This is a genomic window from Synechococcus sp. SYN20, assembly GCF_014279555.1.
Classification (GTDB): domain Bacteria; phylum Cyanobacteriota; class Cyanobacteriia; order PCC-6307; family Cyanobiaceae; genus Synechococcus_C.
This window is the reverse complement of the sequence record NZ_CP047959.1, coordinates 1,766,816-1,788,228: the sequence shown is the minus strand read 5'-3', so window position 1 is coordinate 1,788,228 and position 21,413 is coordinate 1,766,816. Positions and strand designations below refer to the sequence as shown.

The following is a 21,413-nucleotide window of genomic DNA, read 5'->3' as shown; positions in this document are numbered from 1 at the left end:
CAGTGCCTTTGGCGCTAGGCGTAGGGACCGAAGTGGGTTGCACAGGTCGCACCACATTGGGCCCCAAGCTTGATGGCGTCAGTGGTGGACCACCCTGCAGCGAGTCCGGCCGTCACGCCAGCTGCAAAGCTGTCGCCGCATCCATAGGTTTCAGTAAGGGGGCCTGGCAGAGGTTGGGCTTCAAATCGTCCTCCTGGAATGAGAACCCCTCCCCTTTCTCCTTCTGTGGCGATCCTCAAGGTTGGCGCTGGGGTGAATGCACCCTCTTCGATGCATTCGCCTGGATCAAGATTGCTGCCGATCAAGGCATCGAGACTGACTCCGGCCTCTTGAAGAACGGGTAGTCGAAGCCGGGGCGTAGCCGTTAAAACTTTGGCTGCTCGTGCCAGCTTGAGTCCTTGCGGATCGGTTGCAGAGACAAACACCCCGGCACAATTGGCGAGATGCTCCCACGGCAATGGATCATGAGCGACTGGTGTCAGTCGCTCCCCAATGACCGTGATCGCTCGATCGCTGCTGCGATCAACCAAGCTGATACCGCGGCGGGTGGGTTGGTCTCGCCAGGCAACGATGGGTGTGACACCTAATTCATGCAGGCGTGCTTCGCTTCGCGCGCCGATTTCATCCTTCCCAAGGGCTGTAAAAAAGGCCACTTTTTGGCCCGTCAGCCTGGCCAATTGAACAGCCACGACAGCGCCAGCACCCGCTGGCTCCTCGAGAGAGCGATGGGCACGGCTGATCTGCCCAGGTGAAGGGAGCTCATTAACGGCGAGAAAAGTAACCCATTCGAGATGCCCAACAACAGCCAGAGTGAGATCAGTTGGAAGTGATCTCATTTAAGGAATCGGCAGAACAGATTGAGCCGCATCACGCAGGCGCACATTGATCCGACCGCCGATCTCGGTGACGTCTACCGCTCCACCGACGGTCAACTGATCTTCGTCGGATGTTCCGACAAGAACAGGACCTTCATCCACCCCTTGCACTTTGACGGGAGCTGTCACTTCGTTGACTGAAACCTGTCCTTGCACGTCAAGTGATCGGTTTGATTCAATCAACACGGGCTTGGTGACGGAAACTTGGCCTTGAACGGGGAGAGCTTCAGAGGCCTCAATGGGGAGTTTTTTCGAAGCCTCAATGGCGATCGAACCCTCACTCTTCACCCTTACAGGTTCCTTGATTTCATCAACAATGACACCGTCAACGAGACGCACTGGAAATGGCTGTCCGAGGGGCAGTCCGATCGGGATGGGTTGACGGAGTATTTGGGTCGTAGCCACGGCAACTGATCCCGCCGCAATCACAACTGCGAGCGGCCAGCGGCTAGCCATCGCCAAGGTGAACCAGCGCGGATCGTTCTGGTCTGGCATCAAACTAATTCTAAATACCGTTCCGGTTGTACAGGATTTTTAGAAAAAAATTAGTGGATAAGGTCCAGATCTTGAAAATGCCCTAGAGCTCGTAATCTTCTTCAAATTGATTGAGAAGACCTTTGTATAGAACGAGTGTGCCTTCGCTCTCCTCAGTGATGCCCTCAGCGTCGTACAACTGAGAGAGGTGGGTGCATGCGGCGTGCACTTGAATAAAGGCTTCTGCGTATTCGTTTTGAATATCTTCTTCTCGGATGTCTCGAATTAACGCAGAAATAAACTCAACTTTCTTATGGGCCGCTTTGATTTCGGCTTCCATGTCTTTGCTGAGTTTGCGCCGCTTTCGAGCCATTGGCCTGCACTGTCAGCCCTGAATCCTAAGGCCAGGGGGCTGACAGGCATTGACTGGTCAGATCAGAAACAGAAGGGAAGCATCTGAGCGCTGCAAGCTGTGTAGCCATCGATAAGGGGGCCGAGGCCGATTTGATGGAGGATTCCTTGACCTGTGAGTCCTTCGGTAATCACCCCGATCACAAATCCGATCATCGCGGCACGACCGTTAAAAAGTTCAACTTTCTTGAGTTGATCTTCATGAATGGAGCGAGCTGCTTTGCTTTGGAACCAGGTGTCGGTAGCGGGGGTACGGTCCATGGTGATCTTTCAATTGAAACGAACTGTAACAGAAGTTTGACGTTGGAGCGCCTTGCGGCTACGGCCTTTTCCAGATCACCGGCTGTCTTCGCTTTGGGTATAGCTCGCGGCACATCGGGCAAACGGTTCCATCGCATCCACGAGCAGTGCAGTGCTCACGTCCGTAAAAGATGATTTGCAAGTGAAGCTTGTTCCAGCTCTTCGGGGGGAATAGGGATTTCAGATCCTTTTCGGTACGCTCAACGCTGTCTCCATTGCTAAGCCCCCAGCGCTGCGCTAACCGATGAATGTGCGTGTCCACAGGGAAGGCCGGTACTCCGAAAGCTTGGGCCATCACCACGCTGGCGGTTTTGTGACCTACGCCAGGCAGCGCCTCCAGCTCTTCAAAGCTGCTTGGTACTTTCCCTCCGTGCACTGTGATCAATAGGTGAGCGAGTTTGTGCACATTGCGGGCTTTGGTTTTGGCGAGCCCGAGCTGGCGGATGTGTTCGTAAATCTCTGCTTCTGTTAAGGCCGCCATGGCACTTGGAGTTGGTCCAGCTGCAAACAAGGCCGGAGTCACTTCATTGACCTTTTTGTCGGTGCACTGTGCACTGAGAAGCACAGCGATCAGCAGGCTGAAAGGGTCGCTGTGATCCAGAGGGATCGGTGGATCTGGATAGTGCTCATCCAGGCGGCAGAGCAGGTGGGAAGCACGCTCTTGTTTGAGCAATGGTCAGCGAGTTGCAGGACTGCCATCATGGCCGCACTGCTTTTGCGGCCATGACATTTGTTCGTAACGACGGTTCATCAGACGTCAGTTCCGCTTATCAGCGTGCGATCGCGCGAGAAGAAAAGAGCGTGAGTTCGGATGACGATCTCTCGGCAGTGGAGTTCCCCCAGCCAAGACCTGGTCCCCAGTACCAAGCGAAAGCCGAGAGCGACAGTGATGGCGATAGCGATCTCTACCGCCATCACAGCCAGCAGCAATCGGCGGAAGGGGGGTGAAGCGGAGCTGCCTTTAAGACCCAGGCTGAATGGCTTTTTTCAGGGTGTCCACGCCTTTCTGGATCGCTTCTTTGGGCGCTTCGATCATTCTTTTCTGCGTGTTTGACCAGATTGTGACGGCATAGACCAGCGCACCGCCAAGAATTAACGCCGCCAGAACCAGGCCAATGCCAGTGCCGCCGCCTCCTTGCTTGATCACAACAGGTTGCTGCTGATTGTTTTCAGACATAGGAGGACCTTTCTGCTTTTTCAAAGTGATCACCCAAAGGTCCTAGCGAGGTGATGGTTCATTGTCAGGTTGCTTCAAGAAGCTTTGAAAGAAACCTCTCCATCAGTGGAATCAGTGATCAGGTAACTGATCGGCCATTGATCAGCACTGAAAGACTTGGATTGACGCCTGCCCTAGCGTCGAGTTGAACAAGCATTTTCAAAAGGAGCTGCCGTGAACACCGCCGTGAGGGGGATTCTCTACGTTTCGATTTGGGTTGTTGTGTGGGGTGTCGCCTCATCACTCGTGGATTGGGTTTTGTTAGGTGGAGAGGTCTACGAGATGGGATCTTTTGGTCAAGTGGCCACCTTTATCGGCTATGGAGCCGCTTGTTCTGTCTTGGCTGTTCGCTTGTCTGGTCGCTTTCTCAAATCAGCTGAGGATCAGGCTGACGGTTGATGGGGTTCACGTGACACAGCGCCAGCTGCCAAAAGCCCAGCGATGAATCCACTCGCGTGACCAATCCAGCTCACTCCTGCAGGTGAGGCCCAGGGCAGCAATCCAGGTAAGGCGCTTCCGTAGAAGGCAACGGCAATCACGCTTAAACCAATGGCCAGCGGTCGTCGTTCGAGAAATCCGATCAGCACAAGGTAGCCAAGGAGTCCATAGACGACTCCTGAGAGTCCGTGGCTGCCCACAGGCCAAAACATCCAGAGCGGAATTTCGAGAAGAATGACGGCAATCCAAACCGCCACATAACCGCGCAGGCTTTTCAACAGCACGAGATAGCTGAGAGGTAAAAAAACGATGCTGTTGCCGATGAGATGACCTAGATCTCCATGGCTGAATGGTGCGGTGAGCAGGGTCCACCAAGGCGTTCCAGGCCCCATGGCCAAATTCCATCGTCCGCCTAGCAAGAGTTGATCGATGCCTTCCTGCAGCCAGGACAGACCTAACAGGACCAAGGGAAGAAGGATCACTGCACTCTGAATGTCACTCCCATCACCGCGGTGATGTCTTTGTCGATGGTGCTGGTGTCATAGGAGCCATAGCTCCCCATTTTTGTGGAGTTCGGCACGGTGATTTGGAAGGTGCCTGTGTCTGCATTGGTAATGGCTCCAATACCGGAGCCAGCCTGACCTGCGATCGCAATCGCTCGATCTCGAGCATCGGCAGTTGCTTTGGCAAGCATGTCGACGCGTTTTTCAGCCAGCTTTGTATAGGTATAAGCCGGTGGCTGAATTGCTAACGACACTCCGTCGCCAATCAGATTGCTAATGGTGTTTGATGCCTTACGGATTAACGCCACATCTGAGCTGCCAACGTGGATGGACTGACGTGCTGTCCACTCCGTGTTGGTCAACATCCCGGTGACACGGTTGCGAATGTCGTTGCGATCAGTCCGTAAAATGGTGAGTTGGGTGCTGTTTTCGGGGATGCCCGCGTCTTGCAGAAAGGCGAGCGTCCGCTTCAAATCAGGTTGCAGATTTTGATAGGCCTGCTGCTGGCTCAGACCGTTGCCACTCACGGTCACGGTCCAATCTGCATAGTCGCTACGAAGCCTTTCGGTGCTGGCACCGGTCACGGTCACGGTGTCTGTTGCGGTTCGAATCCCTTTCACGGCAACAGCTCCAGCCACAACAAGACCGCAGCTCAGCACCAGCATCGGCAACACCAGAGGAGGCGTTCGACGCCATAGTGAAAGCCGGTTCGGATTTGGGGACGATTGTTCTGGCACGGACTTTGGACTTTTAACCATTCCAACCGATCTGTGGATTGGGATGTGTTTTTCGCGATCACAACTGTGACTGGCTATGACCCAATTCAAGACCCATAAGTCATTAATGCCAAAAAGCACTGAGGTGATCGTGATCGGCAGTGGGATTGGCGGCTTGTGCTGTGCCGGACTCACTGCTCGAGCTGGTAAGGAGGTTTTGGTTCTTGAAGCTCATAGTCAGCCAGGCGGGGCTGCTCATGGCTTTGAACGCCAGGGCTATCGCTTCGAATCTGGTCCATCCCTATGGAGTGGGTTGTCGCGTTGGCCAAGCAGTAACCCGCTCACCCAGATCCTGCGTGCCTTGGATCAGCCTTTGGATGTGGTGAGTTACAAGGATTGGGATGTCTTGTTTCCGGAAGGCCATCTCCGTGTTGGGGTGGGAGGCGATGGCTTTGAACGCGTGGTGCAAAGGCTGCGTGGACCTGAGGCTGTAGCTGAGTGGCAGCGGTTTACAGAGGTGCTGCAGCCGATCGCAGCCGCCGCAGATGCCTTGCCGTTGCTGGCATTGCCGGCATCCGTTGATGGGATTGGTCCTCTGTTGAGACGGAGTGGACGCCTGGTGCAGCATCTTCCAGCCATCCGCCATCTAAGTGGTGCATTCGGACCTCTAGTGGACCGTCACTTGCAGGATCCATTCCTGCGTCACTGGGTGGATTTGCTCTGTTTTTTGATCAGCGGTATGCCGATGGCTGATACCAACGCAGCCGCGATGGCCACCTTGTTTGGTGAGTGGTTTGACCCTCAATCTTGCCTTGATTTTCCGAAAGGAGGCAGTGCGGCCGTGGTTGATGCACTCGTGCGTGGCCTTGAGGCTCATGGCGGCAGCTTGAGGCTTGGCGAAAGGGTTCGTCAGGTGTTACTCGATGGGGATCGGGCCATTGGCGTGGAACTCAGCAATGGCGAGACGCTTTATGCCGACGTTGTGGTGAGCAATGCGGATGCCTGGGGTACAGCGGCTCTTTTGCCAGAGACGGCTGCGAAGGCTTGGAGACAGGACAGGCTGTCTACTCCTCATTGTCGTTCTTTTTTGCATCTTCATCTGGGATTTGATGCGAGTGGTCTTGAGGACCTACCGATTCATACCGTTTGGGTCGGAGACTGGGAACGTGGGATCGATGCTGATCGCAATGCTGTGGTGGTGTCGATTCCATCTGTGCTCGATCCCTCGATGGCACCGGAGGGACATCATGTGCTCCACGCCTATACCCCGGCCAATGAGCCCTGGACAAAATGGGCGGATCTCCAGCGGGGAACTGCGGCCTATCGGGAGAAACGTGGACAACGCTGTCAGGTGTTTTGGGATGTGTTGGAGCAACGCATTCCCGATCTGCGCAGTCGTTGCCAAGTGGTGATGGAGGGAACCCCTATCACTCACCGTCATTACCTCTCCACGGATCAGGGGAGCTATGGCCCTGCAATGTCAGCAGCCAAGGGGCTGTTTCCTGGGGTCACCACTCCCGTTAAGGGATTGCTGCAATGTGGATCGAGTTGTTTTCCTGGAATTGGTATTCCACCCGTTGCTGCGAGTGGTGCTATGGCAGCTCATGCGATCACAGGTCGCAGGGCTCAAAAGGATTTGCTTCGCTCACTAGATCTATAGGGATTCAGTTGATAGAAAACTCAGAAAGATTGATTTTTTAATGGTTAAAAGCTTGTGCATGTCAAGAAAAGAAATACACAAATTGCTTAATTCTTGATTCCATGCTTGTAGCTGTTGACTCTTCGATCATGCTTGTAATGTCTAATCATGAGGCAAATATCAATCAACTTGATTTGATTCCAATGCTGTCTTGATGCGCAAAATCAATTTATTATTGAATTCTTTTGAGTTGGTGGTGGAAATGATGATTAGCCGATACTTTTGCGGGCAACAACTGCAAAAAATGGATTGCCTTTCCCGCCAACTATTCCCATCAAACCAGCGGCTTTTGTTTCTTCCGCAAACACCCGTACGTCAGACCAACCATTGGCTTGGAGCACTGTGCCCACGTAGTCGAGATGCTGTCTGTCATCATTATCTGTCCAAACCTGTGGTGCTTTCGTAAAAAACATCCGATTCGAGAATGCAACGATTGCTGTTCCATTGGGTCTCGTGACTCGGAGCATCTCTGACGCGACATTTTCTGGTTGTGTCCAGTACTGCCAAGCAGCAACGGCCAGGCAGACATCAACGGATGCATCCTTTAGGGGGATCGTGGGCTCCAGATTCATGTCTTGAACGTAGTGGCTGTCGAGTCTTGGGTTGGCCACGAGTTCTGCCTCGTTCATGCCATGGCCAATTACGCGCTCGTAATGAATGTCTTCTGGTAGGTGACTCACCCAAGACGATCCCAGATCAAGCACAACAGCTCCGGATGGAATGTGCTCTCTGTAAAAACTGGTGAGACGTGTCCTAAAGCCTTCATCTAAATGCTGGACGAAGCGTGGTTCTGAATAAAAAACGCGATCAGGCTCGCGGTCGAGCTTGTATCGCTGGTCTTCAGTGAGAATTTGAACTGCCATGAGTGCATTTTGGCGAGTTTGTTGGCTGCCCTGCGAGTTCGAAGCCCTCACTCGTCTGGTGGAAGCTGTTGCCAACCGCTGGTCCAAAGCTCTTGGTTCTTGAGTTCGTTCCAGTGGATGCGTAGACGAACGCTTGCATCAAGCACTGCTTCTAATTCCACCCATCGGGATTGTCCTTTCCCTCCCTGAAGGATTAGGCGAAAATGGCGGAAGCCCTTCTGGGGCGTAACGCTTGTCCAGGATTTAGCAACAGTCCAGCTCATGGTTGAGGCCTAGGGATTTGTTCTTGAAAAGTGTTAATTCTGGCTCATCAATTGTGAGTTCTCAGCGTTGGTGACTTGTCAAACTATTTTGATTCTCAAGAGTATAAGTCGTGAGATTCCGCTGTGAAAATAAATTGTTTCGATTGTAAGACAGTCAATGCTCTGGGGAGTCTGTTTGAGTCTACAATCAAGTGAACTGAATCGGTACATTGGCCAAGCTAGCAGAAACTGGAGTTAAAAGTCTTCAGCAATTCAATACAGCAGGAAATGGCCGAATTGTTGCATTCCATAAGTCTATTTTGAATGGATTAATTAGAAAGTTTGGTCTCTCAGCCTATCAACTCTTATGGCTTTCCTTTTTAAAGGGAATCGTTCTTGCAATGGTTGCAATCTGTCTTTACTATGAGCTTCGTTAAAACCCTATATTAGTTTAATATGCTCTTTTGATCTAGGCTTTTCGGTTAATAATTTTAACCCTTGCTTGCAGGCGGAAAAGATTTGTATTATTGGTCTATGGAATCTATAATTATACTTTTGCTCAATTCTGAACGGTCAACTTATCGATCCCAGTGGCTTTTACCCACGCGGCAATCGCTTCAAGGTCATTGCGACTGGGAATGCATAAGCATCCACTACCTGGGTTGCAATGATGGATGCCGAGTCCGCTTCGGTCTGTTTTGAATTGCGGCTGTAGGTTCAACCAGATGTCTGCTCCCCATGGCTCGGGCTGCCCCAGCAGATAATCTCCAATTGGTAGAGCTGCTCCATTCCCTGGACTCCAGCGTCGATCAGCCGTTGGCTTCGTGTTGTATCCGCTGATGGCAGGCCAGCGGGCAAGGCGTTCGCTTCCTTGAAATAATTCGACCAGCCATTGGCCATTGTTGTTTGAGCCTGTGCTGGATAGACGCCTTGCTTTGAGCGAAAAGCTATCGCGATGACCCTGAAGAAGGGCTGGATTTGGACCTGTTTGGCCAGAATCAAGATTGTTTGGTTTTTGCGTATTGCTTCGTTTGATTTCATCTTTGCTTGCGGACTGCTTTGCGGAAATTCCTGGCTCGCAGCTCATGATTAACAGCAAGGGAGCTGCTAAGAACAGTCCTTTGATGATGTGAAGTGTTGCTTTGTAATGCATGGCTTTGCTGTTAGTTTCTCTGTGCTTTGACCTAAAAAACTTTTTATTGTTAGGCTTTTGCGCTTGTTTGTTAGTGAATTTTGATGATTCACTCCTTTGTAAGCCATGCATTGCCTTTTGAGACTTTTTAGGACTAGCTGTTTTGAACCTAAGTATTGCATGATCACTTGCTAAATAATCGGTTTCGGTTCATGCCGGTTTTTTGGCTATGAACGAGAGGTCTTGCTACCAAGAAGTGGTGTTCTTTTTTAGTGATATGAAGCATTTGGTTCGTGTTGGTGTTGTGGTGTCTGGGGTAGCCACGATTTCATCCCTGCAATTGTTTGCGGGTCCTGCAATGGTCTCTGCAAAAACGATTGCTCGTGCACAGGGTGTGTGCCGATTGATGAGTGGTGGTGCTGTTGCCTTTCAGGGGCATTGCGTAAGTCAACAAAAGGTCAATGCTGGCAACACTGTGTTGGTGATCAAGCTTGACAATGGCTCCACCTATCGCTTTCGCGGACCTTCCAAGGAGGCTCTGCAAATTGAAACATCCTCTGGCTTGCACAACGCGCAATTTCGTGATGGCGGCAATAGCAATGTTTTTGCATGGAACGACAGAGGTCAACCGCAACGCCTTGCTGTTCGTTTAGAAACCGCGCATGATCCGAGTCCTCGCTATGACAATTCTTCAACGAGTACGGGGTCTGCAATTGGAGCGTTTGCTGGAGCTTTGATCGGAAGTTTGATTCAAGGTCACTCTGGTCATGGCGGGGGAAATCAGCGCCAGCATGCAGAGTCAACCTGTCTTCGCGCGGTATCGAATCAGGTTGGGCGAAGGCGTGATTCGCTCCAGATCGTTGGGACTGAATCGTATAAGGGAGGATTTTCAGTACGCGTCAATGTTCCTCGTACAAAGGCGCCCTGGCTTTGCCGTGTGAATGGTGAGGGTCATGTGGTGGACGTGGAGCACACCCATCCCAATGGTTTCCTTTGATCCTGATTTGTGTCTTTGTATCGAAGTGAACGACGAACTAGTTGACCAATCAGTATGTTTATGCTGTAGCAATCGCTACGCATTGCATCGTTCACCTCGTTTTCGCGAGGCGCAGACCAACCCAAGCCAAGGAACGGGGACTTGGGCTTTCTCGGAGAACAACATGAGCACTCTTCTTTACAGAGGTCAGTCCTACGCAGCACATCAGCCCTCTGCGGCTAAATCCTGTGTGGAGCTCACCTATCGCCACGAGCATTACAACACTTGCCGTGAACAGATCAGAGCTGAAATGCAGCAGCATCCAGTTTTGAGCTACCGAGGTATTCGTTACTCCAAGTAACTAAGCCCCCATCTCCACCATTTTCGGTGATTGAGTTTGTTGCCCGGTTGCTTAAATGCAATCGGGCTTTTATTTTGAGTATTCAGAATGACCTTAACCTGACCTTATTTGTCCCAGACACTCTTGCAGTTTGCTTTTTTATATTGTGCTTTTGCTTTGCGATAGCTTTTGTTTTGTTCTGATAGCTCATCGCTAGCTTTTTTTGCGGCTTCACTATCCCCCTTGCTTGAAATGATGTAGCGATTGATGCTCATTCTTGAGCCAAGGCTATTCATGATTCTTGTGAGTAGCTCACATTCTGTTGTCGCTTGACTTTTGCCTGCTTGCCAGCTCATAAGTGTCAGTATGACTGCAGCTATTGAGATTCTCATGGTTTGATACGTCAGTTTTGACGTTGATGTTGATGCGTTGCTGTGCGCTCTACCTTAGATCTCCCTTATCATCAACTTTAGAATTATTGCAATAACACCTTCTCATGAGTCAGCGAACAATTGCGATTACTGGAGCCTCTGGAAAAACAGGGTTTCGGATTGCTGAGGAGTTGATGGCTTACGGAGACTGTCCGCGTTTGTTGCTGAGGTCTGAGTCGGTGATTCCCGAAACCCTTAGCAATGCTGAACAAGTTCGGATCAGCTTGCAAGACCCAAGCGCTTTGGATGCAGCCTTAAAGGGTGTGGATGCCTTAGTGATTGCAACGGGTGCCAGGCCTTCGATTGATTTGTTAGGTCCGATGCGAGTTGACGCTTGGGGAGTGCGCTCTCAAGTGGAGAGTTGTTTGAGAGTTGGAGTGTCTAGGGTGATTCTCGTGAGTTCTTTATGTGCGGGGCGGTGGCGTCACCCCCTGAACTTGTTTGGTCTGATTCTTGTCTGGAAACGAATTGGGGAGCAGGCTCTGGAGAACAGCGGGCTGGATTGGACGGTCATTAGGCCAGGTGGTCTTAGTGAAAGAGAGCAATCACTGGAGGAAGAGGGGGTGTATTGGACAGGTCCTAATCAGCAGGAGAAGGATTCCATTCCAAGGCGTCTTGTTGCCCGTTGCTGCGTAGAGGCATTGAATACGCCGGCTTCGATCGGGAAGATTCTTGAAGTGACAAGCAGTGCCTCTCGCCCACTGATCGCTCTTCCCGAAGCATTATTGAGTATTGATTCCTAGAGACCAGGTCCTCTGGATATGCGATAAATCAGTGATCAGAGTTTGACTTCTGATCATTGCAATCAAGTTGAGAAGATGGGCCGCCACCCATCTTTTTTAATGGCTTGTGACTTCAGTTTTGATGACCTTATGTCCATCGAACAGGGTCTTTGGAGAAATGATGGAGGCATGAATCGGTTTCATTCCCTAGTAAGTCGCGGCTAATCGTGAGACAGATTGCATTGAGAGGCAATGCAAATGTGCTTCCATCTCCATCGAATGGACCTTCAACGTAGGCACCAATGCGTTCGGCCATTAAAAAGCCAAGGAACAACACGATCCCGGTGATGCTACCGACTACAGATGTCCCATCTGTTTTGAAGTTCAACAGGAGCTGGAACCCGAAGATCCAGCTCAACATGCGAACAAAAACGTCGTAACTTGCAGGCAATGGCGTATTTCTAATTCTCTCAAGGCCACCGATTGCGTCAACGGTGGCATTGGCAATGTTCATTAATTGTTCTCTACCACGAGCATTGATGCTTTTGTTTTCATATAGTTTGCGAACTGCAATGGCTCTAGCCTGCCCTAATTGTCTTAGCGTTGTTGTTGGTTTTATCTCTAGATTCTCCAAGAGGTAGTCTTGGAAGCGTCTTAGATCTTGATGGTAAAAGTTTCTTAACTGAAAATTGAGCTGCCAAACCATTGCGACTTGATAACGCACTAAGTTACGTCCATCTGCCCTCGCTAAGTGCTCTTCTGGAAGCAGACTTGTTAAAATGTCGGTCCAATTGCGGCTGTGGTTAACGATTGCTCCCCATAATTGCCGTGCTTCCCACCAGCGGCCAATCGCCTGAGTATTTCTAAAACCTATAAAGATCGATACCGTGATTCCCATAATTGAGACCACGCTGCCGCTTTGTTGCCAATTTGTGGGCACTGTGTCACTCAAGATCAGAGTGCCAACCACCGCCAACAGCAAGAGGTCGTAGCGCATACGCCACAGCAACAGCAACAAAACAACGAAATAGTCCCGTCGAGCTGTACGCGGTGGATCGCCGTAGGTCCCAGACTTAATTGGAATGGCGTTCCCCATGATTCGCTTTGACATAATCCCGCGGCCATTGGCGCTTTATGACCCTATTAGCTGACTCTCCGCATTCAGATTTTGATCTTGCTGTGATCGGAGCTGGTCTGGCCGGCACTGGTCTTGTTGCTTCGCTTCGTCAAGCCGGTTTTGACGGCACTATTGTGCTGTTAGAAGCTGGTCGAGGGCCTGGTGGTCGAGCCGCGTCGCGGCGTCGACGCGACGATTTGCTCTGGCGGCTCGACCATGGAGCGCCTTGTTTCAGCTTCAGCCAACCACCGAAGGGTCGTCTCGCTGAATTGTGGAATCCTCTTCTGGAGAGGGGGATTGTCCAGCCTGATCGAGGACTTGTTGTTGGGTTGAATGAGACGGGTTGCCTCGTGGACCCACCGGATCACCCACTGCTGCAGGGCCCTCGTTTTCGTGGTGTGCCAACCATGGCATCGGTGCCAGAAGCGTTGTTGCAGGCTGCAGGCGCAAAAATGCACGGGGTGTTTGGAGAACGAATCAGTGGCTTGAGGAGGGAAAATGGATGGTGGTGCTTCTCCGGTCAGCACCGTGCGCGTTCTTTAGTGGTCACTGGAAATCTTTTGGCGCATCCCCGCTCCCTGGCGATGTTGGGGTGGCGCGATGTGCCTTTGCGTTCGGCAGTTCCGGTGAATGTGGATCCCTCCCTGGACGCTGCACTCGAGCAAATTGCTGAGATGCGTGCATCGGTGCGCTGGAATTTGATGCTCGAATTTCCTCGATGTGCCGACCATCTCCCTAGGCAAATTTGGTTGACGTCTGAAGCTCAAGAAACATTTGGCATTGAACGGATCGTTCTTCATCGTCAGCAGGATCAAAAGCTGGGCTTAGTGGTCCATGGATTAGATGACGGGTCCCCGATCACGCCAGACAGCCAGCCTGGTTTGTTGGTGTCGCACGAATTACGTCAACGAAAGGCTCTCACTGAGCTGTTGCTGCCTTGGCCAGAGTTGGCTCAGGCACTTCCTCTGGCACGTTCTTTAGGGGTCATGCGTTGGGGAGCATCTCAGCCCCTGGATTACCCGCTCCCAACGTCCCTTCAATGGTGCGGGACCAGTGCTGTTGGCTTTTGTGGGGACTGGATTGCCGGCCCTGGTTTTGGCATGGCTGAAGGGGCTCTGCAAAGTGCGGTTGATCTCGCCGTCCATCTGATCTGAGTGAGGACTGATCTGAATAAAAGCGGATCTCTAATTAATTGATGACAACAATTTCAGGATGGATTGCTAGCCCTGCTGAGCCGTTCATTGATGCGTCAAAACAGTTCAAAGCGGATCACACATGCGCCCGAGTTTTCGCCCTGTTCAGCTCCATGCCAGTGTGGATGATGATGACCCTTGTATGTGTTTGAGCTGCACTGACTTACGTGGACGCTTAATGCTAAATGCGACACAATCTCATTCACTCTTGATTGGACAAGGCAGCTTCCAAGCTTCGAAGACGTTGTTCGTTGACCCCAAGATCTGATTCTCCAAGTCTTGAAACTGAGCGTGCCTGTAGTACAGATCGTTCTGAATCTGCGTAGAGCTCTAGATCATCAACGAAGCCGAAAATCTGACTGCTTGCGGTGGCATGGAGATAATCCTCTCGCTGTTCGATGATCTCGGATCGAGGGGTTTGTTGGATGACTTCGGCGAGTTCCCTCAGGCTTTCGACTGGATCGTTTTGCTCCCACTCAAGTCGTGCGCAGTGAGCGGGTGATTCGCACGAACTGAGTTGACCTTGATGGATGCCCAGATCGGTGGGCATCGGCCCGACGAAATGAAACAGAGCCAGAAGAATTGAAAAAACGGTCAAAACCATAGGGAAGCTGTCTCAGCGTTGTTCAAGTGAGTTTGGGAGCCGATGGCCATCGAGCTGAACGTTCAATCTGCTCGGTACGGCGTACAACCTCACGATACGGATCAAGATCCGACGATCATGGCGTCAGTCGTGAAGCAACCATGCACCCCAGCTGGAGTGAACAGTGGTGGCCCGTGGCCTATATGCGCGATCTTGACCCAACCCGTCCCCAGCGATTCACGCTTCTTGATCAAGATTTGGTGCTGTGGTGGGATGCTCCTGGCGACAGCTGGAGAGCCTTTAAAGATGTCTGCCCTCACCGACTTGTTCCATTGAGTGAAGGCCGGATCAATGAGGCCGGTCAATTGGAATGTCCCTATCACGGTTGGAGTTTTGACGGGGACGGTACGTGTCGGGCTATTCCTCAAATGGGGGAAGGAGCTCGCTCGCAAGCCCGGCGAACGGAATGTGGGAGCTTGCCCACTGCGATAGGCCAGGGATTGTTGTTTGTCTGGAGCGGCACGGCTTCAGCTGCTGATCCTGCAGCGCTTCCCTTGGTTCCAGTTTTGAAGGAGCAGGGAGATGGTTGGGCGGATGGCTGGATTGTGCAAGACACATTCCGCGATTTGCCGATGGATGCTCTCACCCTCCTTGAGAATGTTTTGGATGTGAGTCATGTTCCCTTCACGCATCACCGCACCGTGGGCAAAAGGGAGAATGCCTCTCCAGTGGAGGCAGTGATCATCCGCGAGGATTCCCAAGGGTTTGAAGCCTTTTGGCAGGAGGGTCCTCGAAAGGGAAAGCTCGGTTCACAGGACACACATTTTCAAGCTCCCCAGTTGATGTGGCATGACCTCACGGCTAAGGGGTTTGCGCGCATTTTGACGGTGGTTTATGCCGTACCGATCAGCCGAGGGAAATGTCGTTTGTTTGCTCGGTTCCCCTTCCAGTTCAAGGCTGTTGCTCCTCGCGTCTTGGTGGGGTTGCGGCCTCGCTGGTTGCAGCACATCGGCAACCACAAGGTTTTAGAAGACGATCAGGTCTTTCTGCACTGGCAAGAAAGGGTCCTTGAAGCCGCTGGTGGCAGTGCTTCCGCTGAACAGGCTTTTGTCCTTCCCACATCAGCTGATGTGTATGTGAAGGCGCTACATCGCTGGGTCAACCGCCAAGGAGGTGGCCCCTTCGCTGGCCGGCCGCTGCCGCCGCGTCAGGATGTAGAGGTTTTAATGGATCGATATCACAGTCATACCAAGCACTGTCGCAGCTGCTCGGTTGCTCTGCGACGGATTCGTTCACTACGGCCTTGGCTCTGGGGTTCGTTGTGGCTGTCTGCCGTGTTGATCGGAGCGGGTCAGTTGAGTTGGCTGCTTTGGTTGGGTGTAACTCTCGCTGCACTGAGTGGTGTCTCGCTCCGCCAAACGTCTCGTTGGCAGCGGGGATTGCTCGTTGGGGATGGTCAGGCGCCCCGAAATCAGCGAATCTGAGAAGCTCTGTTCAGTTACCACGATGATCAGTGTCACATCGCCTTGTCCCGAGAGCACGATCCTGGCTCTTGGTTTACGAGATTGGCCGATTTGGGGCTGCGACATCAGCACATTCCCTTGGACCTATGACCAGAGCGAAACTTGCTTGTTGCTTGACGGGGATGTGACGGTGACTCCGGATGGCGGCGAGCCCGTGAGATTTGGGGCGGGAGATCTTGTTGTGTTTCCGAAGGGGATGAGCTGCACTTGGGATGTTCACCAACCTGTGCGTAAGCATTACCAATTCGGTTAGGTGCAGCGAAACAGGCATTCCTAATCAAGCGTTGATGGTGATGGAGGTAGCTCAAATGTCTGAGTCTGAGCTCCACTGTGGGCCGCAGGGCCTCCAGCCAACGCGTACGAGCTCTCGCCAAAGTTGATCAGCTGTTTGCTGGCTCAAATGCACACGCGTCTTCAACAGGGGAGGGGCACCTGAAAGAGGTCGCCCTGAATCCACGAAGACGTGTGGATCACGGCTCCAACTTTTTTCATCGGGGTGGAAACGTTTCGTGTCCGTGGAGTTTGGATCCTGGATCCAGTCCTGGTGTGGCATGTCTTTCGAGGGCTGATGACAGAGTCATGCATCCACGCTTCAGCCTGGAAATGGGCGTAGGGCGAACTCGGAGCCAAGAATCTGTCGCTGGTACAGATGTTCTAGTTGAGTTCTGCGCGTGCGTCAACGCGCTGCTTGTTTTTCTGGCTAATGCTGAATCAGGCTGGCTGGATTCACCGTGCATATCGATGTCTGGGAAGCTGAGAGTGCATGGGCGTCAGGGCGTCACTGCAAAACGGCAAACGCGTCTCGCTTGAGCCTGGGGATTTGGGGTCCACAACGTGATGCTCTTAGAAGAGCTCCCCGCATTGGCTGGACGCTTCGATCTCGTGATTAACACCGCGAATCAACCGCTCGACTGGTCTGCCGTGATGGGATCTCTGGCCCCACGGGGTCGCTTGCATCAGCTGGGAGCCGTCTTGCAGCCCATACAAGTTGGTGCTTTCGATTTGATTTCCTTTCGTCGGTCGATCACGGGTAGTCCCACGTCGTCGCCTGGGAGTCTTCGAAAAATGATGGAGTTCTGCGTGAGGCATGCCATCAAACCTCAGGTGGAGCATCTTCCGTTCGATCAGGTCAATCAAGCGATTGAACGCTTGCATCGTGGTGATGTGCGTTACCGCTTCGTGCTCGATCAGACAGACGGCCTAATGGATGGCTGAGTCTGCGCTTGGTTGTCTGGTTGGTCTTGCAGAATCCATCATTCAGCACAACCAGAGGAGAGGAGTTCAGTTTTTACTTTCTCACGCTTGGCCTGCCAAGTCGCAGCTTCGTTAGACCACTTGTTTTTGAACTCTTCACTATTCCGTGCGCTGAGTTTGCAATTTAGATATTCAAATCGTCTGGAACCTGCTGCTCCTCCGATCCAAGATTGACTTTGAGATCCGCATTTCTTTTTGACGTGCTGTTTTCGTGCTTTTTTCAAGGACTCTTTCTCTTCAGCATTGATCCTGCTCAGCTTGGTTGAAAGGGTGTCGCAACTGGCATGAACTGAGCTGGATACTCCCAGCGCAAGCAGCAGCATCGGAAGGCAAAGATGTTGGGTTTTCATTCTGAATGCTGCATTCATAGATGGATCATCATCGCTCTATGGCTCTCGAATTTCAGGCCTGGATTTCTGATCGCGATGGCTTGGGATCGTGGTAGCGGTAGGGAGTGGCCATCCACTGTTGATGTGCTCCCCAAGACAAACCCTTGTGACTTCCTACCTGGTCCGATCAGATTTAATTTGTTGATGGAGACCTCTCGTTGATCGTCACCTCTAAAAAGATGGTTGATCCCAGCCAGTACCTTGTGACTGATGGTCACATTTACAAACGCATTGACATGCCAAATGCTCCCTCCAAGCAGTGGCGGCTTGAAGAATTAAATATTGAAGAAGCGATACGGTCGATGATCTCGGATTTTGGAGGTCGCAGTGATGAGCCTTAATCACGTTGTGGAGACCCATACAGATTGAGCAAAGGGGACGTGATCGCGCAAAGAAGACTCAGCTCGAATGTGTCCAAACCTGGAAGCAATCTTTGGTGTTTGCCTAATCTTGTTGGATTGTTGTTAGTGGCTCAATCATGGATCGATGGGGCTTCCCTCGATCTCTCCTCTGCCCTGAGCTGGTGCATGAATTTGTAGGTCAGGTCATTGGATCAGATTTTGATTAAGGTTTGGATCTTCAGCATCGAATTGCGCTGATAGGGCTCGATCCAACATGAAAGCACCAGAAGCCTTACTCGCTTATCTCCAACAAACCCCTGGCATGGAATCAGGTTCCAAGCGTTTGGTGTTGCTGTTCACTCAGCTGGGTGATTTCGACTCAATGGAATATGCCCAAGCCCTCGTGCCTGCTCTCTCTCATTTGGAGCAGGTAGGAATCCAGACTTTGGGCATCGCGATCGGGGATCAAGCCGGTGCTGATCGTTTTTGCGTTTTTACCGGATTCCCAAGATCTCAGCTTCGGGTGGTTCCTGATGCGGAGCTGCATCGCAGTGTTGGCCTCTCACCAGGTCTTCAGGCTGCGGGCGGTCCTTGGCCATCCCTCTTGCTGATGTGTGCAGGGATTGGCTCGCCAGGCACTCTTGCTGAAGTGCTGAGGGGATATACGGGGGATCGCAGTGCACCAGGCCGTTTTGATGAGTCTTCCCTGTTTCGCCTGGCTGGGGGCAGCGGATTCCAACGGCCATTTGAGCTGGCCACGGTTCGTCTTCGCAACATGAATGAAGTGCTCTCGAAGTGAGGGACTTATGTCCCCAACAACGCCTACATCACGCAGCGAGGCGGCACGTTTCTTTTGGATGAGGATGATTCCGTTCTCTACGTCCACCGCGACAAGGGGATCTTGGGCTTCTCGGAAACAATGAATAAGCCGCTTACTTTCCTTGATCCTTGGCTGGATCGTGAGGACTGAAGGTGAGCACTGAAATGGATGCAGAGCAGCCGCTCCCTCCTTGGAGACCGCTCTTAACTGCGGCGCGCAAGCGAGAAGGCCGCTTACCAGGTGGTCGCTGGTTGCAGCTTGCAACTCTTTCCGTGCATGGTTATCCGAGGGTGCGCACGCTCGTGTTCCGCGATTGGAGTGCTGCGGCGACGCTAGATCTGCTCACGGACGCCCGAAGTGAGAAGTGCTTAGAGATTGAAAGAACGCCTGAGGTGGAGTTGTGCTGGTTGTTTCGTAAGGCCCGTGAGCAGTTTCGCCTTCGTGGAACGGCAACGCTGATCGCTCCCACAGGGGATTCTGTGGATTTGGATCAGCACTGGAAGAGGCTCCCAGCTTCTGGCCGATCTGTCTGGGCTTGGCCTCCTCCCGGTGATCCGTTTGATCCTCAAGGCCCATGGCCGCAGGAGGTTTCAGATGATGCAGCTACGCCAGAGCATTTGCGCCTGCTTCGGATTTCGTTGCACCTCGTTGAGCAGCTCGATCTCAAGCCACACCCGCATTTGCGACGGTTGTGGACCTCTTCCAGGCAATGGCAAGAACAAAGGATTAATCCTTGAGTACCCAGAGCGCGAGTCCGCCTCCCCGTCCACGGGCCGCCATCCAGCCATCAGGGTTTCGTTCGATCAGAGCAAAAAAAGGCATGCGTTTTTGATCTGGCGTGGGCAATACTTTTTTGAGCAAGACAATGCCACCAATGCGCAGCGTCAGCGAGTCGAAGTGAAAAATTAGTAGTGGGCGCTTTCCTTTCAATAAACCTGGACCTTGGAATTTGAGTTCAAGAGGTCCAAAGTTGACGGCGTTAGAAAGACGTAATTCACTGCTTTGCCCTTCGAAATCTGCTTCGATCTCCAGGCGGGCATCCAGGCTTCTCAGCATCCAGCTGCTGAATGGATTGGCGTTCTGGTCTCCCTTCGACCAAACCGTTTGTAGGTGCCAGCATCCCAACAGATCGCTGCTCTTGAGACCAGTGCCTGTCAGGCGGACGGCCTTTTCCCTGACATTCAGAATGGCGAAGTTCATGAGAGCGGGGAGGGAGCAAGGAGTCGTCGCATTGAAAAAATCTAAAGATGCTTCTGTTTTGGTGTTGAGTTAGACAACTCTGAAGAGGTTTTCAAGGGATGTTTTAACGATCGTGAAAGGAATTCTTGGATGGGTGAATGTTGCTATCGGAATGATTCGTCAAAAATGGTAATCCTCAAATGTATTGGCGAGAGTCAATTCTTTTGTGAAAAAGTTTTGATGCCATCTGAGGTGTACTTGTTTGAGGCGCCCGATGAGGCTCGCCTTGAATTCTGGTTGCTGAATGGCGGCGAGCCCATGCTGCACATCACGGCCGAGGCTAAGGACTATGCCCTCCTGAGCCACCACAGGCTGGGTGATCCTTGATCATGCATAGATCTGAATGTGGGCTATGGCCGATTTGCTCGCTGATTCTGTTGCCCTGAGTTGGGAGCAGCTCAAAGCTTTGGCTCCTGCTCCTGCGGAGCGTTGTGAAGGCCCAGCGAATGCCCAAGCCACATTGCGCTTGTTTGGACAGCCTGAGTCTCAGGTGCGTGTCACGTTGTTTCGTGATCATCACGCTTGGTGCCCCTATTGCCAGAAGGTATGGCTATGGCTGGAGTTTCGTCGAGTCCCCTATCGGATTCGAAAAGTCACCATGCGCTGCTACGGGCCGAAGGAGCCCTGGTTTACCGCCAAGGTGCCATCAGGAATGCTTCCGGCCCTTGAGTTAGATGGACGGCTCCTCACAGAAAGTGATCGCATCCTGGAAGCGTTGGAGCATGCCTTTGGCGCTTTAGGCGCAGGGATGCATGACCAACGGGTGCGCCGGTTGCGCGATCTCGAGCGCCTTTTGTTTCGTGCTTGGTGCATGTGGCTTTGCACCCCCAGGCTGAACAATCGGCAGGAGGTTCGAGCTCGAGATCAGTTTCAGGCTGTGGCTCGTCAAATGGAGGGGGCTCTCATGGCGGGAGGTGGCCATTGGCTTGATCCTGATTGTCCGGGTGGAGCTCATCCCGGAACGGCAGATCTGGTGTTCGTTCCTTACGTGGAGCGGATGAATGCCTCCTTGGCTTACTTCAAGGGCTTTGCACTTCGGCAAGAGCATCCAGGCATCGATCGATGGTTCAAGGCTTTGGAGCAGCTTTCGACCTATCGCGGTACCCAGAGTGATGTCCATACGCATGCCCACGACTTGCCACCACAAATGGGTGGTTGTTGGAGTAGTGGACGTCCTGAACAGCAAGCGATGGCGCGTGCTGTGGATCAAGGTGCTGGTCTCGCTGAACTCGAAACAAGCTGGTCAGCGCAGATCGATGACGACGGTGTGATGTCTTCTTACAGGGCACTAGAGAGAGTGTTGCGCCATCGTTCTGCGCTGATGGATCGCAACCCTCTTGGTGCTGCTTTTGATCAGCCTCTGCGGGCTGCACTGACCTCTTTAGTGTCGGGTAATCTTTGTCAGCCAAATGCTGACACTGCAAGCGGTCTGCGTTACTTGAGAGATCGAATTTCGGTGCCGAGAGATATGCCTCTGCAGAGTGCTCGGTTATTGAGAGCGGCCCTTGAAGCAACAGCAGCTCTTGATGGTGAGGCTCAATCAGCCCCACCGCCCTTTGAGCATCGTTTTGATCAAGACCCAAGGCCATTTTTGTCCTTGTGAGGGTTTGCGTTTC

At 52.2% G+C, this 21,413-nt stretch carries 31 protein-coding genes and 1 pseudogene; 15 read left to right on the top strand and 17 right to left on the bottom strand.

Annotated elements, in window-relative coordinates; genetic code table 11:
• Nucleotides 1–14 precede the first annotated feature (14 nt).
• The 5 genes from SynSYN20_RS09500 to nth all read right to left on the bottom strand — a co-directional run bounded on the left by SynSYN20_RS09500 (nucleotide 15) and on the right by nth (nucleotide 2,733).
• Nucleotides 15–836, bottom strand: coding sequence for a PfkB family carbohydrate kinase (locus tag SynSYN20_RS09500; protein ID WP_186523272.1), 822 nt, complete (start codon nucleotides 834–836; stop codon nucleotides 15–17).
• Nucleotides 837–1,370 (bottom strand): hypothetical protein, encoded by a 534-nt coding sequence (locus SynSYN20_RS09495; RefSeq protein WP_186523270.1) that lies wholly within the window; start codon nucleotides 1,368–1,370, stop codon nucleotides 837–839.
• An 82-nt stretch (nucleotides 1,371–1,452) separates the two neighbouring features.
• The gene (locus SynSYN20_RS09490; RefSeq protein ID WP_186523261.1) at nucleotides 1,453–1,722 is read right to left on the bottom strand and encodes a hypothetical protein; all 270 of its coding nucleotides are present in this window, start codon (nucleotides 1,720–1,722) and stop codon (nucleotides 1,453–1,455) included.
• Between the two features lie 62 nt (nucleotides 1,723–1,784).
• Entirely contained in the window at nucleotides 1,785–2,021 is a 237-nt protein-coding gene (locus SynSYN20_RS09485) for a high light inducible protein (RefSeq protein ID WP_186523260.1), read from the bottom strand.
• A gap of 58 nt (nucleotides 2,022–2,079) precedes the next feature.
• Nucleotides 2,080–2,733: an endonuclease III gene (gene nth / locus SynSYN20_RS09480; protein ID WP_186523258.1), complete on the bottom strand. Its 654-nt coding sequence runs from the start codon at nucleotides 2,731–2,733 to the stop codon at nucleotides 2,080–2,082.
• Between nth and SynSYN20_RS09475 the strand changes: the two genes are divergently transcribed.
• The gene (locus tag SynSYN20_RS09475; protein WP_255476231.1) at nucleotides 2,733–3,008 is read left to right on the top strand and encodes a hypothetical protein; all 276 of its coding nucleotides are present in this window, start codon (nucleotides 2,733–2,735) and stop codon (nucleotides 3,006–3,008) included. The genes nth and SynSYN20_RS09475 overlap by 1 nt on opposite strands.
• A gap of 13 nt (nucleotides 3,009–3,021) precedes the next feature.
• Here the strand turns inward: SynSYN20_RS09475 and SynSYN20_RS09470 are convergent, their stop codons facing one another.
• The gene (locus SynSYN20_RS09470; RefSeq protein ID WP_186523256.1) at nucleotides 3,022–3,237 is read right to left on the bottom strand and encodes a hypothetical protein; all 216 of its coding nucleotides are present in this window, start codon (nucleotides 3,235–3,237) and stop codon (nucleotides 3,022–3,024) included.
• Between the two features lie 213 nt (nucleotides 3,238–3,450).
• On the opposite strand from SynSYN20_RS09470, the gene SynSYN20_RS09465 reads away from it, so the two are divergent.
• The gene (locus SynSYN20_RS09465) at nucleotides 3,451–3,675 is read left to right on the top strand and encodes a hypothetical protein (RefSeq protein ID WP_186523254.1); all 225 of its coding nucleotides are present in this window, start codon (nucleotides 3,451–3,453) and stop codon (nucleotides 3,673–3,675) included.
• Here the strand turns inward: SynSYN20_RS09465 and SynSYN20_RS09460 are convergent.
• The gene (locus SynSYN20_RS09460) at nucleotides 3,660–4,196 is read right to left on the bottom strand and encodes a rhomboid family intramembrane serine protease (RefSeq protein WP_186523252.1); all 537 of its coding nucleotides are present in this window, start codon (nucleotides 4,194–4,196) and stop codon (nucleotides 3,660–3,662) included. The genes SynSYN20_RS09465 and SynSYN20_RS09460 overlap by 16 nt on opposite strands.
• Nucleotides 4,193–4,975: an SIMPL domain-containing protein gene (locus SynSYN20_RS09455; RefSeq protein WP_370586671.1), complete on the bottom strand. Its 783-nt coding sequence runs from the start codon at nucleotides 4,973–4,975 to the stop codon at nucleotides 4,193–4,195. Before SynSYN20_RS09455 ends, SynSYN20_RS09460 begins: the two co-directional genes overlap by 4 nt.
• 85 nt (nucleotides 4,976–5,060) lie before the next feature.
• On the opposite strand from SynSYN20_RS09455, the gene SynSYN20_RS09450 reads away from it, so the two are divergent.
• On the top strand, nucleotides 5,061–6,593 hold the full coding sequence (locus tag SynSYN20_RS09450) for an NAD(P)/FAD-dependent oxidoreductase (RefSeq protein WP_186523246.1): 1,533 nt from the start codon (nucleotides 5,061–5,063) through the stop codon (nucleotides 6,591–6,593).
• Between the two features lie 248 nt (nucleotides 6,594–6,841).
• Here SynSYN20_RS09450 and SynSYN20_RS09445 read toward each other — a convergent pair whose 3' ends face one another.
• From SynSYN20_RS09445 to SynSYN20_RS09435, 3 genes are all read right to left on the bottom strand, one after another.
• Nucleotides 6,842–7,495 (bottom strand): methyltransferase domain-containing protein, encoded by a 654-nt coding sequence (locus SynSYN20_RS09445; RefSeq protein WP_186523245.1) that lies wholly within the window; start codon nucleotides 7,493–7,495, stop codon nucleotides 6,842–6,844.
• Nucleotides 7,496–7,542: 47 nt separating this feature from the next.
• Entirely contained in the window at nucleotides 7,543–7,758 is a 216-nt protein-coding gene (locus SynSYN20_RS09440; protein WP_186523244.1) for a TIGR02450 family Trp-rich protein, read from the bottom strand.
• A 538-nt stretch (nucleotides 7,759–8,296) separates the two neighbouring features.
• Entirely contained in the window at nucleotides 8,297–8,824 is a 528-nt protein-coding gene (locus tag SynSYN20_RS09435; RefSeq protein ID WP_255476230.1) for a hypothetical protein, read from the bottom strand.
• Nucleotides 8,825–9,098: 274 nt separating this feature from the next.
• Here SynSYN20_RS09435 and SynSYN20_RS09430 point away from each other — a divergent pair, with 274 nt between their 5' ends.
• Together SynSYN20_RS09430 and SynSYN20_RS09425 are read left to right on the top strand one after the other, a co-directional pair.
• Nucleotides 9,099–9,866: a hypothetical protein gene (locus SynSYN20_RS09430; protein WP_186523242.1), complete on the top strand. Its 768-nt coding sequence runs from the start codon at nucleotides 9,099–9,101 to the stop codon at nucleotides 9,864–9,866.
• A gap of 163 nt (nucleotides 9,867–10,029) precedes the next feature.
• Nucleotides 10,030–10,206: a DUF4278 domain-containing protein gene (locus tag SynSYN20_RS09425; protein ID WP_186523241.1), complete on the top strand. Its 177-nt coding sequence runs from the start codon at nucleotides 10,030–10,032 to the stop codon at nucleotides 10,204–10,206.
• Nucleotides 10,207–10,310: 104 nt separating this feature from the next.
• On the opposite strand, the gene SynSYN20_RS09420 is transcribed toward SynSYN20_RS09425, so the two are convergent.
• On the bottom strand, nucleotides 10,311–10,481 hold the full coding sequence (locus SynSYN20_RS09420; protein ID WP_255476229.1) for a hypothetical protein: 171 nt from the start codon (nucleotides 10,479–10,481) through the stop codon (nucleotides 10,311–10,313).
• Between the two features lie 200 nt (nucleotides 10,482–10,681).
• Here SynSYN20_RS09420 and SynSYN20_RS09415 point away from each other — a divergent pair, with 200 nt between their 5' ends.
• Nucleotides 10,682–11,359: an SDR family oxidoreductase gene (locus tag SynSYN20_RS09415; protein WP_186523239.1), complete on the top strand. Its 678-nt coding sequence runs from the start codon at nucleotides 10,682–10,684 to the stop codon at nucleotides 11,357–11,359.
• A 127-nt stretch (nucleotides 11,360–11,486) separates the two neighbouring features.
• Here SynSYN20_RS09415 and SynSYN20_RS09410 read toward each other — a convergent pair whose 3' ends face one another.
• Nucleotides 11,487–12,434 (bottom strand): bestrophin family ion channel, encoded by a 948-nt coding sequence (locus tag SynSYN20_RS09410; protein ID WP_255476228.1) that lies wholly within the window; start codon nucleotides 12,432–12,434, stop codon nucleotides 11,487–11,489.
• 38 nt (nucleotides 12,435–12,472) lie between these two features.
• Here SynSYN20_RS09410 and SynSYN20_RS09405 point away from each other — a divergent pair, with 38 nt between their 5' ends.
• Nucleotides 12,473–13,609 (top strand): NAD(P)-binding protein, encoded by a 1,137-nt coding sequence (locus SynSYN20_RS09405; protein WP_186523238.1) that lies wholly within the window; start codon nucleotides 12,473–12,475, stop codon nucleotides 13,607–13,609.
• A 241-nt stretch (nucleotides 13,610–13,850) separates the two neighbouring features.
• Here the strand turns inward: SynSYN20_RS09405 and SynSYN20_RS09400 are convergent, their stop codons facing one another.
• On the bottom strand, nucleotides 13,851–14,252 hold the full coding sequence (locus SynSYN20_RS09400; RefSeq protein ID WP_186523236.1) for a DUF1499 domain-containing protein: 402 nt from the start codon (nucleotides 14,250–14,252) through the stop codon (nucleotides 13,851–13,853).
• A 140-nt stretch (nucleotides 14,253–14,392) separates the two neighbouring features.
• On the opposite strand from SynSYN20_RS09400, the gene SynSYN20_RS09395 reads away from it, so the two are divergent.
• Together SynSYN20_RS09395 and SynSYN20_RS09390 are read left to right on the top strand one after the other, a co-directional pair.
• Nucleotides 14,393–15,715 (top strand): Rieske 2Fe-2S domain-containing protein, encoded by a 1,323-nt coding sequence (locus tag SynSYN20_RS09395; RefSeq protein ID WP_186525566.1) that lies wholly within the window; start codon nucleotides 14,393–14,395, stop codon nucleotides 15,713–15,715.
• 22 nt (nucleotides 15,716–15,737) lie between these two features.
• Nucleotides 15,738–16,007 (top strand): cupin domain-containing protein, encoded by a 270-nt coding sequence (locus tag SynSYN20_RS09390; RefSeq protein WP_255476227.1) that lies wholly within the window; start codon nucleotides 15,738–15,740, stop codon nucleotides 16,005–16,007.
• A 51-nt stretch (nucleotides 16,008–16,058) separates the two neighbouring features.
• On the opposite strand, the gene SynSYN20_RS09385 is transcribed toward SynSYN20_RS09390, so the two are convergent.
• A complete protein-coding gene (locus SynSYN20_RS09385; RefSeq protein WP_186523232.1) occupies nucleotides 16,059–16,307 on the bottom strand; it encodes a DUF1651 domain-containing protein in 249 nt (82 codons plus the stop codon).
• 284 nt (nucleotides 16,308–16,591) lie between these two features.
• On the opposite strand from SynSYN20_RS09385, the gene SynSYN20_RS09380 reads away from it, so the two are divergent.
• On the top strand, nucleotides 16,592–16,969 hold the full coding sequence (locus SynSYN20_RS09380; protein ID WP_255476226.1) for a zinc-binding dehydrogenase: 378 nt from the start codon (nucleotides 16,592–16,594) through the stop codon (nucleotides 16,967–16,969).
• A 38-nt stretch (nucleotides 16,970–17,007) separates the two neighbouring features.
• On the opposite strand, the gene SynSYN20_RS09375 is transcribed toward SynSYN20_RS09380, so the two are convergent.
• Nucleotides 17,008–17,331, bottom strand: a complete 324-nt coding sequence (locus tag SynSYN20_RS09375; protein WP_186523231.1) for a hypothetical protein — start codon at nucleotides 17,329–17,331, stop codon at nucleotides 17,008–17,010.
• A gap of 224 nt (nucleotides 17,332–17,555) precedes the next feature.
• Between SynSYN20_RS09375 and SynSYN20_RS09370 the strand changes: the two genes are divergently transcribed.
• The 3 genes and pseudogenes from SynSYN20_RS09370 to SynSYN20_RS09360 all read left to right on the top strand — a co-directional run bounded on the left by SynSYN20_RS09370 (nucleotide 17,556) and on the right by SynSYN20_RS09360 (nucleotide 19,295).
• Complete coding sequence (locus SynSYN20_RS09370; protein ID WP_186525729.1) at nucleotides 17,556–17,738, top strand: hypothetical protein; 183 nt, start codon at nucleotides 17,556–17,558, stop codon at nucleotides 17,736–17,738.
• 274 nt (nucleotides 17,739–18,012) lie between these two features.
• A pseudogene (locus SynSYN20_RS09365) lies at nucleotides 18,013–18,708 on the top strand (AhpC/TSA family protein).
• Between the two features lie 2 nt (nucleotides 18,709–18,710).
• A complete protein-coding gene (locus SynSYN20_RS09360; protein WP_370586670.1) occupies nucleotides 18,711–19,295 on the top strand; it encodes a pyridoxamine 5'-phosphate oxidase family protein in 585 nt (194 codons plus the stop codon).
• Here the strand turns inward: SynSYN20_RS09360 and SynSYN20_RS09355 are convergent.
• Nucleotides 19,285–19,758, bottom strand: a complete 474-nt coding sequence (locus tag SynSYN20_RS09355; protein ID WP_186523230.1) for a hypothetical protein — start codon at nucleotides 19,756–19,758, stop codon at nucleotides 19,285–19,287. The two genes, SynSYN20_RS09360 and SynSYN20_RS09355, sit on opposite strands and share 11 nt — an antisense overlap.
• Before the next feature lie 129 nt (nucleotides 19,759–19,887).
• Between SynSYN20_RS09355 and SynSYN20_RS09350 the strand changes: the two genes are divergently transcribed.
• Entirely contained in the window at nucleotides 19,888–20,124 is a 237-nt protein-coding gene (locus tag SynSYN20_RS09350; protein WP_186523229.1) for a DUF1830 domain-containing protein, read from the top strand.
• A gap of 25 nt (nucleotides 20,125–20,149) precedes the next feature.
• Nucleotides 20,150–21,400 carry a glutathione S-transferase gene (locus SynSYN20_RS09345; RefSeq protein WP_186523228.1) on the top strand — a complete coding sequence of 417 codons (1,251 nt, stop codon included), beginning with the start codon at nucleotides 20,150–20,152 and terminating at the stop codon, nucleotides 21,398–21,400.
• Nucleotides 21,401–21,413 lie beyond the last annotated feature (13 nt).